The sequence below is a fragment of the Rhodospirillum rubrum ATCC 11170 genome (assembly GCF_000013085.1).
Lineage (GTDB): Bacteria > Pseudomonadota > Alphaproteobacteria > Rhodospirillales > Rhodospirillaceae > Rhodospirillum > Rhodospirillum rubrum.
Genome location: NC_007643.1, coordinates 1278607 through 1292389, shown reverse-complemented (window position 1 = coordinate 1292389; position 13783 = coordinate 1278607). Strand labels below are relative to the sequence as shown.

The window sequence follows — 13783 nt, the reverse complement described above, 5'->3', positions numbered from 1 at the left end:
CATCCCTCCAGGGCGCCTTGCTTACTGGCTGGCGGTTTCGATCACGGCGCAGATATCGCCGACCACCTGGGCGACCAGGGCCTCGTCCTCGCCCTCGGCCATCACCCGGATCAGCGGTTCGGTGCCCGATTTGCGGATGAGCAGGCGACCGCCGCCGTTAAGGCGACCCTCGCCGGCGCTCACCGCGCGGGCCACCTGCGGATCGGCCAGGATGGCGCGGGGATCGTGACCGGCCACCCGCACATTGCGCAAAAGCTGGGGCAGCGGCGTGAACACGTCGAGCACCTCGCTGGCCGGGCGGTCCTCGGCGACCAGGGCCGAAAGCACCTGCAAGGCGGCCATCAGGCCATCACCGGTGGTGCCGAAATCGCTCATCACGATATGGCCCGATTGCTCGCCGCCCAGGTTATAGCCCTCCGCCCGCATGTGTTCGACCACATAGCGATCACCAACGGGCGTGCGCGCCAAAGCCAGCCCCTCGTCCTTCAGGAAGCGTTCCAGACCGAGGTTCGACATCACCGTCGCCACGACGCCACCGCCCTGAAGGGTGCCCGCCCGCTTCCAATTGCGCCCGATCAGCGCCAACAACTGGTCGCCATCGACCAGGGCGCCCTTTTCGTCGCACAGCACCACCCGGTCGGCATCACCATCAAGCGCCACGCCCAGGTCGGCGCCTTCGCGGACCACGGTCTCGCACATCACCCGGCTATGAAGCGAGCCGCAGTCCTTATTGATATTGGTGCCATCGGGGGTAACGCCGATCGGCACGATGGTGGCGCCCAGTTCCCACAGCACCTTGGGGGCCACCCGATAGGCGGCGCCATGGGCGCAATCGACGACGATGCGCAGGCCCTCAAGCCGGCGACCGCGCGGAAAGGTGCTTTTGACGAATTCGACATAGCGGCCGTTGCAGTCATCCAGGCGCCGCGCCTTGCCCAGGGCCGTCGGCCCCGCCCGATGGCCTTCCAAACCGTTGTCGAGCAAGGCTTCGATCGTGGCTTCCTGATCGTCGGACAGCTTGTAGCCATCGGGACCGAACAGCTTGATGCCATTATCTTGAAACGGGTTATGGCTGGCGGTGATCATCACCCCGAGATCGGCGCGCAACGACCGCGTGAGCATCGCCACCGCCGGGGTCGGCAAGGGACCAAGCAGCACCACGTCCATGCCGACGCTGATGAACCCGGCGGCCAGGGCCGGTTCCAGCATATAGCCCGACAGCCGGGTATCCTTGCCGATCACCACGGTGTGGCGATGATCGCCGTTGCGCAGCAGGTGACCGGCCGCCATGCCGATGCGCAGCGCCGTATCGGCGGTCATCGGCTCCCTATTGGCGGTTCCCCGCACCCCATCGGTTCCGAACAGCGTCCGCTTGGCCATTGTCTGGCTACTCCTGACTGAGGGGCGAACCCGGGGGTCCGCTTTCGTGGTCGTCTTTGGTCTTCGCCCCCCTTGGTCACCGCCCATCGGGTCAAAGGGAGCCTAATACCGCTGAGAGCGGCGTGCGTTAAATTTGGGTCACGCAAGCCGCTCTAGGCGCTCTCGATCGCCGCGGCGACGCGCAGCGCCTGAACGGTTTCGCCCACGTCGTGAACGCGGACGATATCGGCGCCGCGGCGGGCGGCGGCCAGGGCGGCGGCCAACGATCCGGGCAGGCGGGCCTTGGGCGTCCCGACATCGGCGACGCGGCCGATGAAGCTTTTGCGGCTGGCGCCGATCAAAACGCCAACCCCCAGGCCGTGCAACAAGGTCGTGGCTTCCAGCACTTCCAGATTATGATCGACGGTCTTGCCAAAGCCGATCCCCGGATCGACGCACAGATCACCGTCGTCCATCCCGGCGGCCCGGCAGCACGCCAGCCGTTCGGCCAGCCAGTCGACCACGTCCAGCGGGGCGCTGGCATAGGATGGATCGCTTTGCATGGTGCGCGGCTCGCCGCGGATATGCATCAAAATCACCGGAGCGCGCGCGCGCGCCACCACGCCCAGCGCCCGCTCATCGCCGGTCAGGGCGGTGACGTCATTGACGATGCGCGCCCCGGCGGCCAGCGCCGCCTCCATGGTCGAAGCGTTGCGGGTATCGACCGAGACCACCGCGCCGCGTTCGGCGAAGGCGCGGATCACCGGAACCACCCGGGCGATCTCGTCTTGGGGATCGACGGGAGCGGCGCCGGGGCGGGTGCTTTCGCCGCCGACATCAAGGATGGCCGCCCCCGCCGCCAGCATCGCCTGCCCCCCGGCCAAAGCGGCGTCGAAGCCGACATGGTCGCCGCCATCGGAAAAGCTGTCGGGGGTGACGTTCAGAATGCCCATGACCAGGGCGTTCCCCCGGCCCAAGGGCAGGCCGGCGAAGGGCGGACGCGGGGCGGACAGGCGGGCCAATACCGCTTCGACCTCGGCGGCGATGCCGGCGCCCTCGCTTGCCGCCCATTGGCGCAGGGCCGCCGGGCTGACCAGACAGCGCAAGATCACGTCCCCGGCCGCGCCGCGCAACAGGGCGGCGATCAGACAAAAAGCGTGGTCGGCGCGCCCGGCCAAGGGCAGGGCCAAGCCTTCGACCACGGCTTGGGCGGCGGCTTGGCCATCAAGCAGGCCGACGGGCTGGAGGTAAAGCCGCCCGGCCGGCGACGCCCCCTCCGCATGGAAGAAGCCCCGCGGTAAAGCGGGGCTTCCGATGGTCGGGACCGGGGAATCAGACCCCGGTCCGCTGGTGTGGTCAAGCATCACGTCAGGCACCCGGCTGGGGTTCCGGATCGCCGCCGACACCGCCCGCCGCCGGCCCGCTGGTGGGAACCGAGGCCCGACGGCCCGAGCGGTCCCGGGGCGGCGCGGGCTGTTCGGCGCGGTTGAGATCCTCGCCGCGCAGCAGCTTATTGACCTCATCGCCCGACAGCGTCTCGTATTCCAGCAAGCCGCGGGTGATGATTTCCAGCTCGTCCTTGTACTTGCCCAGGATTTCGCGGGCCCGGGCCTCGCCCTGCTCGACGAAGCGGCGAACCTCCTCGTCGATCATGCGGGCGGTCTCGTCGGACAGGTTCTTGTGCTGGGTCACCGAATGGCCAAGGAAAACCTCTTCCTGGTTATCGGTATAGCGCAAGGGCCCCAGCTTTTCCGAGAAGCCGAACTCGGTGACCATCCGGCGGGCGAGATCGGTCGCCTGCATGATGTCGTTGGAGGCGCCGGTGGTGACGTTCTCGGTGCCATAGATCATTTCCTCGGCGACGCGGCCGCCGAAGGCCATGGCGATGCGGGCCTTCAGTTCCTTCAGCGAATAGCCGTAGCGATCGCGTTCGGGCAGGGACATGGTCACGCCCAGGGCGCGGCCACGCGGGATGATCGTCACCTTGTGCAGCGGATCGTGGCCTTCCTGGTGGATGGCGATCAGGGCATGGCCGGCCTCGTGATAGGCGGTCTTTTCCTTCTCGTCCTCGGTCATCACCATCGAGCGGCGCTCGGCGCCCATCAGCACCTTGTCCTTGGCCTCCTCGAACTCGGCCATGGTCACCACGCGCTTGCCCTTGCGGGCGGCGAGCAGGGCGGCTTCGTTGACAAGGTTGGACAGATCGGCGCCCGAGAATCCGGGGGTGCCACGGGCGATGACCTTGGCGTCGACATCCGGGCCGAGCGGCGTCTTGCGCATATGGACCTTCAGGATCTTCTCGCGCCCCATGATATCGGGGTTGGAGACGGTAACCTGACGGTCGAAGCGGCCCGGACGCAGCAAGGCCGGATCCAACACGTCGGGGCGGTTGGTGGCGGCGATCAGGATCACCCCCTCGTTCGCCTCGAAGCCGTCCATCTCGACCAGCAGCTGGTTCAGGGTCTGCTCGCGTTCGTCGTTGCCGCCGCCAAGACCGGCGCCGCGATGGCGACCGACGGCGTCGATTTCGTCGATGAAGATCAGGCAAGGCGCGTTCTTCTTGCCCTGCTCGAACATGTCGCGGACACGGCTGGCGCCGACACCGACGAACATTTCAACGAAATCCGAGCCCGAGATGGTGAAGAACGGCACATTGGCTTCGCCGGCGATGGCGCGGGCCAGCAGCGTCTTACCCGTACCCGGGGGGCCGACAAGCAGCACGCCCTTGGGAATCTTGCCGCCCAGGCGCTGGAACTTCTGCGGATCGCGCAGGAATTCCACCACTTCTTCCAGTTCCTGCTTGGCCTCGTCGATGCCCGCCACGTCGTCGAAGGTGACGCGGCCGGTCTTCTCGGTCAGCAGCTTGGCCCGCGATTTGCCAAAGCCCATGGCCTTGCCGCCGCCGGACTGCATCTGGCGCATGAAGAAGATCCACACGCCGATCAGCAGCAGGAACGGGAACCAGGAAATCAGGATGCTCCAGAAGGTCGGAACATTGTCCTCGGCCGGCACGGCCGAGATCTGCACGCCGCTGTCGCGCAGATGGCTGACCATGTCCGCGTCGCGGGGAGCATAGGTGGTGAAGGCGCGGCCATCGGTGGTGTGGCCGCTGATCGAATCGCCCTTGATGACGACGTCACGAACTTCCCGGGCATCGACGCTCGACAGGAAATCCGAATAGGGAACCGTGGTCTGCGGTCCACGCGGCGCCGACGTCTGGAACAGATTGAACAGCACCACCAGAAGTACGGCGATGATGATCCACAGGAGCAGGTTTCTGCTGAGGTTCAAGTCCTTCACCCTTTCGAGCCGCGAAGCGCCTTGGCGGCGCTGCGCCGATGATCAGCCGTAGGTCCAACAAGACCCCGTGGCGGCTAATGTAAGGGTGGGTCAACCATCCCTCAAGCCGCCATTTTCCAGGGGACCCCTCTTACAAGCCGCCGCCGGCACCGACCCGCAGGCCGAGGGGAACGAGCGGTAGAAAGGGATGATAGGTGATATCGACGCTAAAGGGCATTTCGCCCCGAAAAGCCGACCCCGGATTGTAACCATACCCCCAAAGGCCTAGAGACGGAACCGCGAAAACGTCCGCCCTCTCCTCCGCCGACTCGCCATAAAAAATCGGCAGGGCCGGCAGGGCGATAGGTGGCGGCAGGCCTTGGCGGTCCCCGGCCAGGGCCGGCGCCAGCTTCTGCCAGCCCGCTGCCCCCAGGGCCGAGACCGCCAGCCCTCCCCGTCCGGCCCGGCAAAGCCAGCGGCCATCCCACAGCAGGCTTTCGCCCGGCGGCACCGCCCAGCGGCGGCGATCGAGCCCCCGGCATTCGCGACACAGCACCAGGGCGCCGCGCGGTTTGCTTTGCCACAAACAGCCCGCCAGCGCGTGGACCTGACCGGGAGCGGGCGGGGTCGCCAGCAAGGCGGCGATCGGCCGGGGATCGGCGGCGCGTTCGCTGCCGGCGATGGCGCCGGCGGCCCAGGCGAGGGCGCGGGCGGCGGCCCAGGGATCGCTTGCCGCCAGGGCGTCGCGGTCGAGAACCAGCCAGCCCTCGCCACACGCGCGGGTGGCGCCGGCGAGCAGCGCCGACAGGTGGCGGGCCCAAAAGGCGCGATCATCGCCCAGCCGCGCCGCGCTCGCCGCCAGGGCCTTGGCGCTCAACCCCGCTTGGTCAAGCGGAGCGGCGGCGGCGCGCAAACGGGCGCGGTCGTAATGGGGGTCGTGGTTGCTGGGGTCTTCGGCCCAAACCAGCCCGATCCGGCGGGCGCTGGCTTCGATCGCCGCGCGCGGCACCTCTAGAAACGGGCGCAGGATCCGCGCCTCGCCCCGCGACGACAGGGCGGCCATCGCCGCCAATCCGTCGGCGCCGCTGCCGCGCCCCAGGCGCTGGAGCACGGTTTCGGCCTGATCATCGCGGTGATGGGCCAGAAGAAGATGCAGAACCCCGGCGCCGGCGCACCAGCCCAGCAAGCCGTCAAGCCGGGCGCGGCGGGCGGCTTCCTGAACCCCCGAGGAGGGAGGGGGCCCGGCCCAGCGCAGCACCACCGCCTCGGCGCCCAGGCTGCGCGCCGTCGTTTCGACCAGCCGCGCCTCGCCGGCCGAGGCGGCGCGTAACCCGTGGTCGAAGCAAACCGCCGTACAGCGCCCTCCCCGCTCGGCCGCCCAGCGGGCGGCGAAGGCGAGAAGGGTCAGGCTGTCAACGCCGCCCGAAACCCCGACGGCGATCGCCGGCTCGGGCTCGAAGGGACCAAGGGCGGCCATGCGGGCGGCGAAAGCCTCGGCGTCGATGACCCCGTTCGCGTCGACCAGCCCACGGGGCGCCATGGCCTCGGCCCGCTTAGCAGCCGAGCTTGGACATGCCTTCCTTGGCCCGGCGCTTGATGGCGTCGGCGGCCTTGGGGTATTGCGACTCGAGGCGGCCGAACGCCGCGCAGGCTTCCTTGGACTTGCCGAGATTGGCCATGGCCAGTCCCAGCTTCAGCAGATTATCGGGGCCCTTGCTGCTGTCAGGGTGGCTTTGATAGCCGCCCATGAAGGCGACGGCGGCCTGTTCGTAATCGCCGCGCACATAATAGGTCTCGCCCAGCCAATATTGGGCGTTGCCGGCGAGGCTGCCCTTGGGATGCTGGTCGAGAAAGGCCTTGAAGGCCTGTTCGGCCGCCGGGTAATCGGCGTTGCGCAGCAGCGAAAAGGCGTAATTGTACTGATCGTTCTCCGATCCGGCGGGCAAGGCGCCGGCGGCGGCCGGACGCGCGGCGCTCGCCGCGCCCTGGGCCGGGGCGGTCTTGCCGGGGAAGCCCAAAACCCCTTCGGCCGGGGCCGGAGTGCCCTGCTTGCCGGCGCCGGCCGAGGCCGTCGGCCGGGCGCTCGAGGGCACCGAATTGGCCGGCGCGGCCGCCGCCGGCCCGGCCGATTCCAAGGCGTTCAGGCGGAAATCGATATCGCTCTGGGCGTTCTCGAGCTTGGTCTGAAGCTGGCGGTTCTCATAGAGCGACTGCTCGACCTTGCCCGTCAGATCCTGAACCAGACGTTCAAGTTCCGAGATGCGGTACTGCATGCGGCCCACCATGTCATTGGCGGAATTGGCCTGCTGGGCCTGAACCGGACCGCACAGCAACAGGCCGCCCAGGGTCAGGGCCAGAGCCAGGGCGGGACTACGTAGGGCAAGGGATGACATGCCACCTCCTCAATTCTTCCAGGTCCGCCACGCGACGGGCACGCGCGGAACAATGACCAAAACCAGGGCCTTGAGCCGAAGGGACCCGAGCCCCCTTCATGGCTGCGGGGCTTAAAGCGAATCCTAAGCAATCCGCTCCGCGTCGCTGGGGATTTGCTCTAGATCTATGCGCGGACCAAGGTTCACCCGCACAGATCTAGAACAACACCCCAGCACAAATAAGGCGCTCGGCAGGCGAGCTCAACCAGACAGGCGAAAGGCGTCGCTTCCGGCCATCACGCCCCTTTTGACGGTGACAGCGGAAGACGACGCCTCCCTTGATGCCTTTGAAGGCCTCCGGTTTCCCGGAGTCCCCCCTGACCGGATCAGGGCCGGCGGCTGGCCTTATGAGGGGCCGGCCGCCCGCCGATCAACCAATCACTGCGGAACCGACACGCCGCGACGGTTGCGAGCATAGCAGCTCTCGGCGGTCTCGGTGCAAACCGGGCGTTCCTTGCCGTAGGAGACGACACGCAGACGGTTGGCGCTGACACCCTGGCTGATCAGGAACTCGCGCACGGAATTGGCGCGACGCTCGCCGAGGGCCAAGTTGTACTCGCGGGTGCCGCGCTCGTCGGCATGACCTTCGACGGTCAACGAGAAGTTGCCGTACTGGTTCAGCCACTGGGCCTGACGCTGCAGGGTGGCGCGGGCGTCGGGGGCCAGGTTGTACTGGTCGTAGCCGAAGAACACGCGGTCACCGACGACCTGCTGGAACTCGGCGACGGAACCGGCGGTCGGGCCGGAGGTGGAGGACGACGCGCCACCGGCACCGGCGCCACCGGCGCCCGTGTCAGGGGTAGACGAACAGGCGGCGAGCAGCATGGTAGCGGCCACGGCACCAAGGAAACCGAACTTCATCATTCAAATCACTCCCAAGCTAAGGGCATCCGGCGGGATCGATGCATCCGGCCGGCATGGGTTCATACCGTAAAGACACACCGGACCTGCAGTTTATATTCTGAGGACCGTTTGTGAGGGATATCGCACGGGAAGACAAGGCCCCTTCCTTTACGTCATGGCAGAAGGGGCGACCATGCTGGGTCAGAGGCCTCCGTCGGCGTGGAAATCTGGCGCTCATTATAACCGGTTACGTCGATGCTGTGTAGCGTCGTTCTGCCATTGGGGTCTTGACGAAAGAACATCAACACCCTGCCGTTGGGTGCCCAGGTCGGACCTTCAACCAGAAATCCCTCGGTCAGGATCTTTTCGCCGCTTCCATCGGGCCGCATGGCCCCAATAAAGAACCTTCCGCCCTTCAGCTTGGTAAAGGCAATGAGGTCACCGCGTGGCGACCATACCGGCGTTGCATAGCGGCCATCGCCGAAACTGATCCTTTGCACCCCCGATCCGTCGGCATTCATCACATAGATCTGCTGGGCGCCGCCGCGATCGGAGTTGAAAGTGATCTGCCGGCCATCGGGCGCATAGGACGGCGAGGTATCGATCGACGGATGGTTGGTCAGCCGGCTCGAGCGCCGGGTGCGCAGATCCATCTCGTAGATTTCGGTATTGCCGTCGAGGGCCATCGACATGATGACCTTATTGCCATCGGGCGAGAAGCGCGGGGCGAAGGTCATGCCGGGGAAATCGCCCAGCAATTCGCGGCGGCCGGTCTCGATGTTGAACAGATAGACCCGGGGGACGCTGTTGTAATAGCTGAGGTAGGTGATTTCCTGGGCGGTCGGGCTGAAGCGCGGGGTCAGCACCATGGACTCGCCATTGGTCAGATTGCGCTGATTGGCGCCGTCCTGATCCATGATCGCCAGCTTCTTGACCCGGTTGGTCTTGGGGCCGGTCTCGGCGACATAGACGACGCGGGTATCGAAATAGCCCTCTTCCCCGGTGATCGCCTTGTAGATCTCGTCGGCGATGATATGGGACACCCGGCGCCAGTTATCGCCCTGGGTCAAGAAGGCGCGGCCGACGACCTGCTGGCCGCTGAACACGTCCCACAAGCGGAAGGCCACGCGCAGACGGCCATCGCCCTGGGGCTGAACCTCGCCCTGAACCAGGGCCTGGGCGTTGATCGCCCGCCAGTCGGCGAACTGGGGCTGCACCGCCAGATTGGGCAGGGATTGGATATAGGCGGCCGGATCGAGCACCCGGAACAATCCCGATCCCTGCAGATCATTGGACACCACGCCCACCACATCGCGCCCCATGGCGCTGGACTGGGCGTCCGTCCCACCGAAAACCGGAATGGCGATGGGCATCGGTTCGCGCACGCCGCGCGTGATGTCGATCACCAGTTCGGCCCTGGCCTGTGGAATGGCCGCGACCATAACCGCCAATGCCATCATGGCGCCCAGAGTCGAGCGCCATTTGCCTTTCGCCAATCGCGTCATAGGAGGAAACCCCTCGCCTTTTTCTGCCGTGAATTCCGTCATGAACGCGCGCCAGGGGAGCGCGCGCCCTCGTTTCTCTCTCGCGTCGACCGGTCCATAACCGCACCGGCAAAGCGGCCCCGGGCGGGGCCGCCTGGAAACACCCGAGAGAGGTCCCGGGTTCCGTCCGCTCGCCCCCGATCCGACGGTTACGCCCCGATAGAGCCGTTTTTGCGGCGCGGCGGCCGATCCCCAAGCCGATCGCTTAGAAGATAGGCCGATGGCCCCGCAGGTCAACGAGGCCATGGTCACCCAAAATCATGGCATCGCCAAGGCCCCCGCGCCGGTCGGCGCGGGAGACCGGCCTCAATTGAAGTTGATGCCGGTCGGAGCGAAGCGCAGCGTGAAGCCGTCGGCGAACATATCGAACTTGTCGCGCGGCACCGGCAACGGGCTGGCGCGCATCACCGCCCGCTCGGCGCTATCGGCCAGGGCCTTATAGACCGCGTCGCCGGCGAAGGCCGGATCGCGCAAGGCCTTGGCCCGGGCGACCGAACCATCGGGATTGATGCTGACTTGGACATCGACGCTCATGCCCTCGACCCCGCGTCCCCCCTGGTTATAGTTCCAGCGCTGCTCGACGTGATAGCGGATCGAGTCGATCTCGCTCATCGTCAGCGTGTTGGAAATCCGCCCGCCCTGATTGGTCGGCCGCGCCGCCTGGGGCTGGGGAGTCGCCTCCTCCTCGGTCGACGCCGCGTCGGCCTGTTTGCCCTTGCCCGGCTTCTCGACCTTCTTTTCAAGCTGATTGACCGCCGAAAGCAACGAGTCGAAGTCGTCCTTCTTCTTCTCGGGCTTCTTCTCGGCCTTCTTTTCCACCGGTTTGGTCTCGGCCTTCTTCTCGGCCGGCTTGGGCTCGACCTTGGGAGGAACGACCTTGGGGGGAACGGGCTTGGGCGGCTCGGGCTTAGGCGGCTCGGGCTTGGGCTTGGGCTGTTCCTTGATCGGTTCGGGAGTCGGCTCGGGTTCGGGCGGCGGCGGAACCTCCTCGGGCTCGGGCTCGGGGGGCGGCGGCGGCTCGGGTTCGGGCGGCGGCACCACCGGCTTGGGCTCGGGCTTGGGTTCGGGTTTGGGCTCGACGGGCTTTTCCACGGCCTTGGCCGCCGCCGGCGGCGGCGGAGCGGCCTTGGGCTTGGGCACCGGCTTGGCCTTTTCGGCGGGCTGATCGGGCAACGAGGTGGTTTCGTCGCTGACTTCGACCAACTCGACGATGGTCACCTGCTCGGTCGGCGTGACGTCCTTACGAATATGGGGCACCCCAACCAGCAGCAGCAGCACCACCAGCAGATGGAAGCCGAGCGAATAGAGGAAACCGCGTTTTATCGGGGGCAAGGCCGGCTGTCCCGTGCTAATTCTTGGGCTTGGCGGCCGGCGCCTTGGCCGCCGGAGCGGTGGCGGCCGGCTTGGCCTGAGCCGCTCCCGGGGCGCCCGGTTGGGTTACCAGGGCGACCTTGGTGTAACCGGCGGAGCGCAGGATGCCCATCACCTCCATCACCCGGCCATAGTTGATCCCGGCGTCGCCGCGCACATAGATGCGGGCTTCGGGATTGACCCCGGTGATCGCCTGCATCCGCGCCATCAGTTCGCTTTCGTCGGTCACCTTGTCTTGAACATACAAGGTGCCATCGGCGCCGACCGAAACGGTCAGCGACTGATTGTCCTGGTCAAGCGAGGGCGCGCTGGTGCGCGGCAGGTCGACCTTGACCCCGGTGGTGAGCAAAGGCGCCGTCACCATGAAGATAATCAGCAAGACCAGCATCACGTCGACCATCGGGGTGACGTTGATGTCGCTCATCTGGTGACTGCGCTTGCGGCGACCGCCGCGTCGGGGTTGGACCGAGGCACCCATCTCATCGTTCTCCTGATCGGCGCCCGATTACTCGCGCTCGTCGAGCTGACGGCCGAGGATCGCCCCGAATTCCCCGGAGAACGCCTCCAGGCGGCCGGCATAGCGGTCGATATCGGCGGAAAGCTTGTTATAGGCGATCACCGCCGGGATGGCGGCGACCAGTCCCAAAGCCGTGGCGAACAGCGCCTCGGCGATACCGGGGGCCACCGTCGCCAGACTGGTGTCATTGGACATACCGATGGCGTGGAAGCTGTTCATGATGCCCCAGACCGTGCCAAACAGCCCGACGAAGGGCGCGACGGCGCCGGTCGAGGCCAGGAAGCCCAGCCGGCGTTCCAGGGTTTCCAGCTCGCGGTTCTGGGTGATGCCCATCACCCGCTCGACGCGCTGGGCCAGCATGGCGCGCGCACCAGCGGCGCCGTTGCGGCGCTGGGCGCTGTGACGCCATTCGCGCATGGCGGCCACGAACACCGCGGTCATCGGATCGCGCGGCCGCTGGCCGATGCGGTCGAACAGGTCTTCAAGCGAGCCGCCCGACCAGAATTTCTCTTCGAACTGCTCGGCTTTCTTGTTGAGATCGCGTAAGCGAACGATCTTTTCGAAAACGATGGTCCACGACCAGATGCTGGCGCCGACCAGGCTCAGCATCACCATCTTGACGATGATATCGGCCTGCCAGAACATCGACCAAGCCGACAGCGACGGCTTCTCGCCCATCGTCGCCCCGGGCGCGGCGGCGCCGACGCCGCTGGCATTGGGCAGAATTTCGCTGGCCACGGGCACAGACGGCGCGGCCGCGGGCAGGGGCGGACTGGACTGGACGTCAAGGCCCCGCTCCAGCATCAGCCCCAAGCGGGAGGCCGTCTGGCCAAGATGATCGAGCCCGGCGATGCCCAAGTGGCTGGCCATCTGGCCGGTCAGCTGGGTTATCGCGTCCATGGAGAGGTAGTCCATAATCAACCCCGTGTCCGTGTGGTCAGTCGCCGTTTCCTGGTACAAGTTTCTCCCGCATGATGGCGGGAATGCGGATGGGAACGCCGGCCTTCAGCGACAGACAGGCCACGCGCACCTTCAAGATCGCCAGAGGATCACCCTCGCGGCGGATAGTCTGGGTGAGATCGAGCACGGCGCCGCCAACGGCATCGAGCGTGGTTTCCACCACCAGGGCGTCGTCCAGCTTGGCCGGACGCTTGTAGTCGATCGACAGCTTCGCCACGGCGAAGCCCACCCCCTCGCCCGCCAGCATCGATCCCTGGTGAATTCCGGCCAGTCGCAGCATCTCGGTGCGCGCCCGCTCGGCGAACTTCAGGTATTCGGCGTGGTAGACGATACCCCCGGCATCGGTGTTTTCCCAATGCACGCGCACGGGCAACAAGTGGCACCCCTGGCGCCAGAGGCCGCTGGTCGGCGTCAAGGACTGGGTCATGGGGCGTCGGACCACAGGTCGGGCTGAACCGGCGGCGTCTCGGCCGGCGGTGTCAGCCCAAGATGGGTCCAGGCGATCGCCGTCAGCATCCGGCCGCGCGGCGTCCGCTTGATGAAGCCCTGCTGGATCAAATAGGGCTCGATCACGTCTTCCACCGTATCGCGTTCCTCGGCCAGGGCGGCGGCCAGGGTATCGACCCCGACCGGCCCGCCGCCATAATGGTCGGCCATGCGCGACAGATAGCGCCGGTCCATGGCATCAAGCCCGCGCCCGTCCACCTCCAGGCGGTTGAGCGCGGCATCGGCGATGAAGGCGTCAACGGGCGAACGCCCGGCGACGGCGGCGAAATCGCGCACCCGGCGCAGCAGCCGACCGGCCACCCGCGGCGTGCCCCGCGATCGTCGCGCCACTTCGCGGGCGCCCTCGTCGGTCAAAGCCATGCCAAGAAGCCGGGAACCCCGGGTCACGATCTGGACCAATTCATCGGTTTCATAGAAGTCGAGTCGCAGCGGAATGCCAAAGCGGTCGCGCAGCGGCGTTGTCAGGAGGCCCGACCGGGTCGTCGCCCCAACCAGGGTGAAGGGCGGCAGGTCGATCCGCACGCTCCGCGCCGCCGGCCCCTCACCGATGATGAGGTCCAACTGGAAGTCCTCCATCGCCGGATACAAAACTTCCTCTATGGCGGGATTAAGGCGGTGGATTTCGTCGATGAACAGCACATCGCGCGGCTCGAGATTGGTCAAGATCGCCGCGAGGTCGCCGGCCTTGACGATCATCGGCCCACTGGTGCCGCGAAACCCCACGCCAAGCTCGCGCGCCACGATCTGGGCGAGCGTGGTTTTCCCCAGGCCCGGCGGACCATGGAACAGCACGTGATCCATCGCCTCGCCGCGCGCCCGGGCGGCCTGAACGAAAACGCCCAGGTTTTCACGGGTCTGGCGCTGACCGACGAAATCGGCCAGCGACTGCGGGCGCAGGGCCGCATCGACCTCGCCCTCGCGGCGGCGCCCCGAGATCAGGCGCTCATCTTCCTCCTCGTGCCCGGCCATGG

General features: G+C 66.8%; 12 protein-coding genes. All 12 read right to left on the bottom strand.

Features of this window, described 5'->3' with window-relative positions; all coding sequences use genetic code 11:
• Window positions 1-21 precede the first annotated feature (21 nt).
• Window positions 22-1380, bottom strand: a complete 1359-nt coding sequence (gene glmM, locus RRU_RS05740) for a phosphoglucosamine mutase (protein ID WP_011388855.1) — start codon at window positions 1378-1380, stop codon at window positions 22-24.
• A gap of 152 nt (window positions 1381-1532) precedes the next feature.
• Window positions 1533-2723, bottom strand: coding sequence for a dihydropteroate synthase (gene folP, locus RRU_RS05735; protein WP_011388854.1), 1191 nt, complete (start codon window positions 2721-2723; stop codon window positions 1533-1535).
• 4 nt (window positions 2724-2727) lie between these two features.
• Window positions 2728-4650 carry an ATP-dependent zinc metalloprotease FtsH gene (gene ftsH / locus RRU_RS05730; protein ID WP_011388853.1) on the bottom strand — a complete coding sequence of 641 codons (1923 nt, stop codon included), beginning with the start codon at window positions 4648-4650 and terminating at the stop codon, window positions 2728-2730.
• A 139-nt stretch (window positions 4651-4789) separates the two neighbouring features.
• The gene (gene tilS, locus RRU_RS05725; RefSeq protein ID WP_011388852.1) at window positions 4790-6178 is read right to left on the bottom strand and encodes a tRNA lysidine(34) synthetase TilS; all 1389 of its coding nucleotides are present in this window, start codon (window positions 6176-6178) and stop codon (window positions 4790-4792) included.
• Window positions 6179-6191: 13 nt separating this feature from the next.
• Window positions 6192-7031: a tol-pal system protein YbgF gene (ybgF, locus tag RRU_RS05720; protein WP_011388851.1), complete on the bottom strand. Its 840-nt coding sequence runs from the start codon at window positions 7029-7031 to the stop codon at window positions 6192-6194.
• 417 nt (window positions 7032-7448) lie between these two features.
• Window positions 7449-7934 (bottom strand): peptidoglycan-associated lipoprotein Pal, encoded by a 486-nt coding sequence (gene pal / locus RRU_RS05715; protein WP_011388850.1) that lies wholly within the window; start codon window positions 7932-7934, stop codon window positions 7449-7451.
• A 152-nt stretch (window positions 7935-8086) separates the two neighbouring features.
• Window positions 8087-9418, bottom strand: a complete 1332-nt coding sequence (tolB, locus tag RRU_RS05710) for a Tol-Pal system beta propeller repeat protein TolB (protein ID WP_011388849.1) — start codon at window positions 9416-9418, stop codon at window positions 8087-8089.
• A 345-nt stretch (window positions 9419-9763) separates the two neighbouring features.
• A complete protein-coding gene (locus tag RRU_RS05705; RefSeq protein ID WP_011388848.1) occupies window positions 9764-10789 on the bottom strand; it encodes a cell envelope integrity protein TolA in 1026 nt (341 codons plus the stop codon).
• A 16-nt stretch (window positions 10790-10805) separates the two neighbouring features.
• Window positions 10806-11306 carry a protein TolR gene (tolR, locus tag RRU_RS05700; protein ID WP_011388847.1) on the bottom strand — a complete coding sequence of 167 codons (501 nt, stop codon included), beginning with the start codon at window positions 11304-11306 and terminating at the stop codon, window positions 10806-10808.
• 27 nt (window positions 11307-11333) lie between these two features.
• A complete protein-coding gene (gene tolQ / locus RRU_RS05695; RefSeq protein ID WP_014626094.1) occupies window positions 11334-12245 on the bottom strand; it encodes a protein TolQ in 912 nt (303 codons plus the stop codon).
• 37 nt (window positions 12246-12282) lie between these two features.
• Complete coding sequence (locus tag RRU_RS05690) at window positions 12283-12732, bottom strand: tol-pal system-associated acyl-CoA thioesterase (RefSeq protein WP_011388845.1); 450 nt, start codon at window positions 12730-12732, stop codon at window positions 12283-12285.
• A complete protein-coding gene (gene ruvB / locus RRU_RS05685; RefSeq protein ID WP_011388844.1) occupies window positions 12729-13781 on the bottom strand; it encodes a Holliday junction branch migration DNA helicase RuvB in 1053 nt (350 codons plus the stop codon). The genes RRU_RS05690 and ruvB overlap by 4 nt, the downstream gene beginning before the upstream one ends.
• Window positions 13782-13783: the final 2 nt, after the last annotated feature.

Coding starts and splice junctions, on each gene's coding strand:
- RRU_RS05690 (WP_011388845.1), bottom strand. CDS start 12,732: ATGACCCAGTCCTTGACGCCGACCAGCGGCCTCTGGCGCCAGGGGTGC.
- ybgF (WP_011388851.1), bottom strand. CDS start 7,031: ATGTCATCCCTTGCCCTACGTAGTCCCGCCCTGGCTCTGGCCCTGACC.
- pal (WP_011388850.1), bottom strand. CDS start 7,934: ATGATGAAGTTCGGTTTCCTTGGTGCCGTGGCCGCTACCATGCTGCTC.
- glmM (WP_011388855.1), bottom strand. CDS start 1,380: ATGGCCAAGCGGACGCTGTTCGGAACCGATGGGGTGCGGGGAACCGCC.
- tolR (WP_011388847.1), bottom strand. CDS start 11,306: ATGGGTGCCTCGGTCCAACCCCGACGCGGCGGTCGCCGCAAGCGCAGT.
- folP (WP_011388854.1), bottom strand. CDS start 2,723: ATGCTTGACCACACCAGCGGACCGGGGTCTGATTCCCCGGTCCCGACC.
- tolB (WP_011388849.1), bottom strand. CDS start 9,418: ATGACGCGATTGGCGAAAGGCAAATGGCGCTCGACTCTGGGCGCCATG.
- tilS (WP_011388852.1), bottom strand. CDS start 6,178: ATGGCGCCCCGTGGGCTGGTCGACGCGAACGGGGTCATCGACGCCGAG.
- ruvB (WP_011388844.1), bottom strand. CDS start 13,781: ATGGCCGGGCACGAGGAGGAAGATGAGCGCCTGATCTCGGGGCGCCGC.
- tolQ (WP_014626094.1), bottom strand. CDS start 12,245: ATGGACGCGATAACCCAGCTGACCGGCCAGATGGCCAGCCACTTGGGC.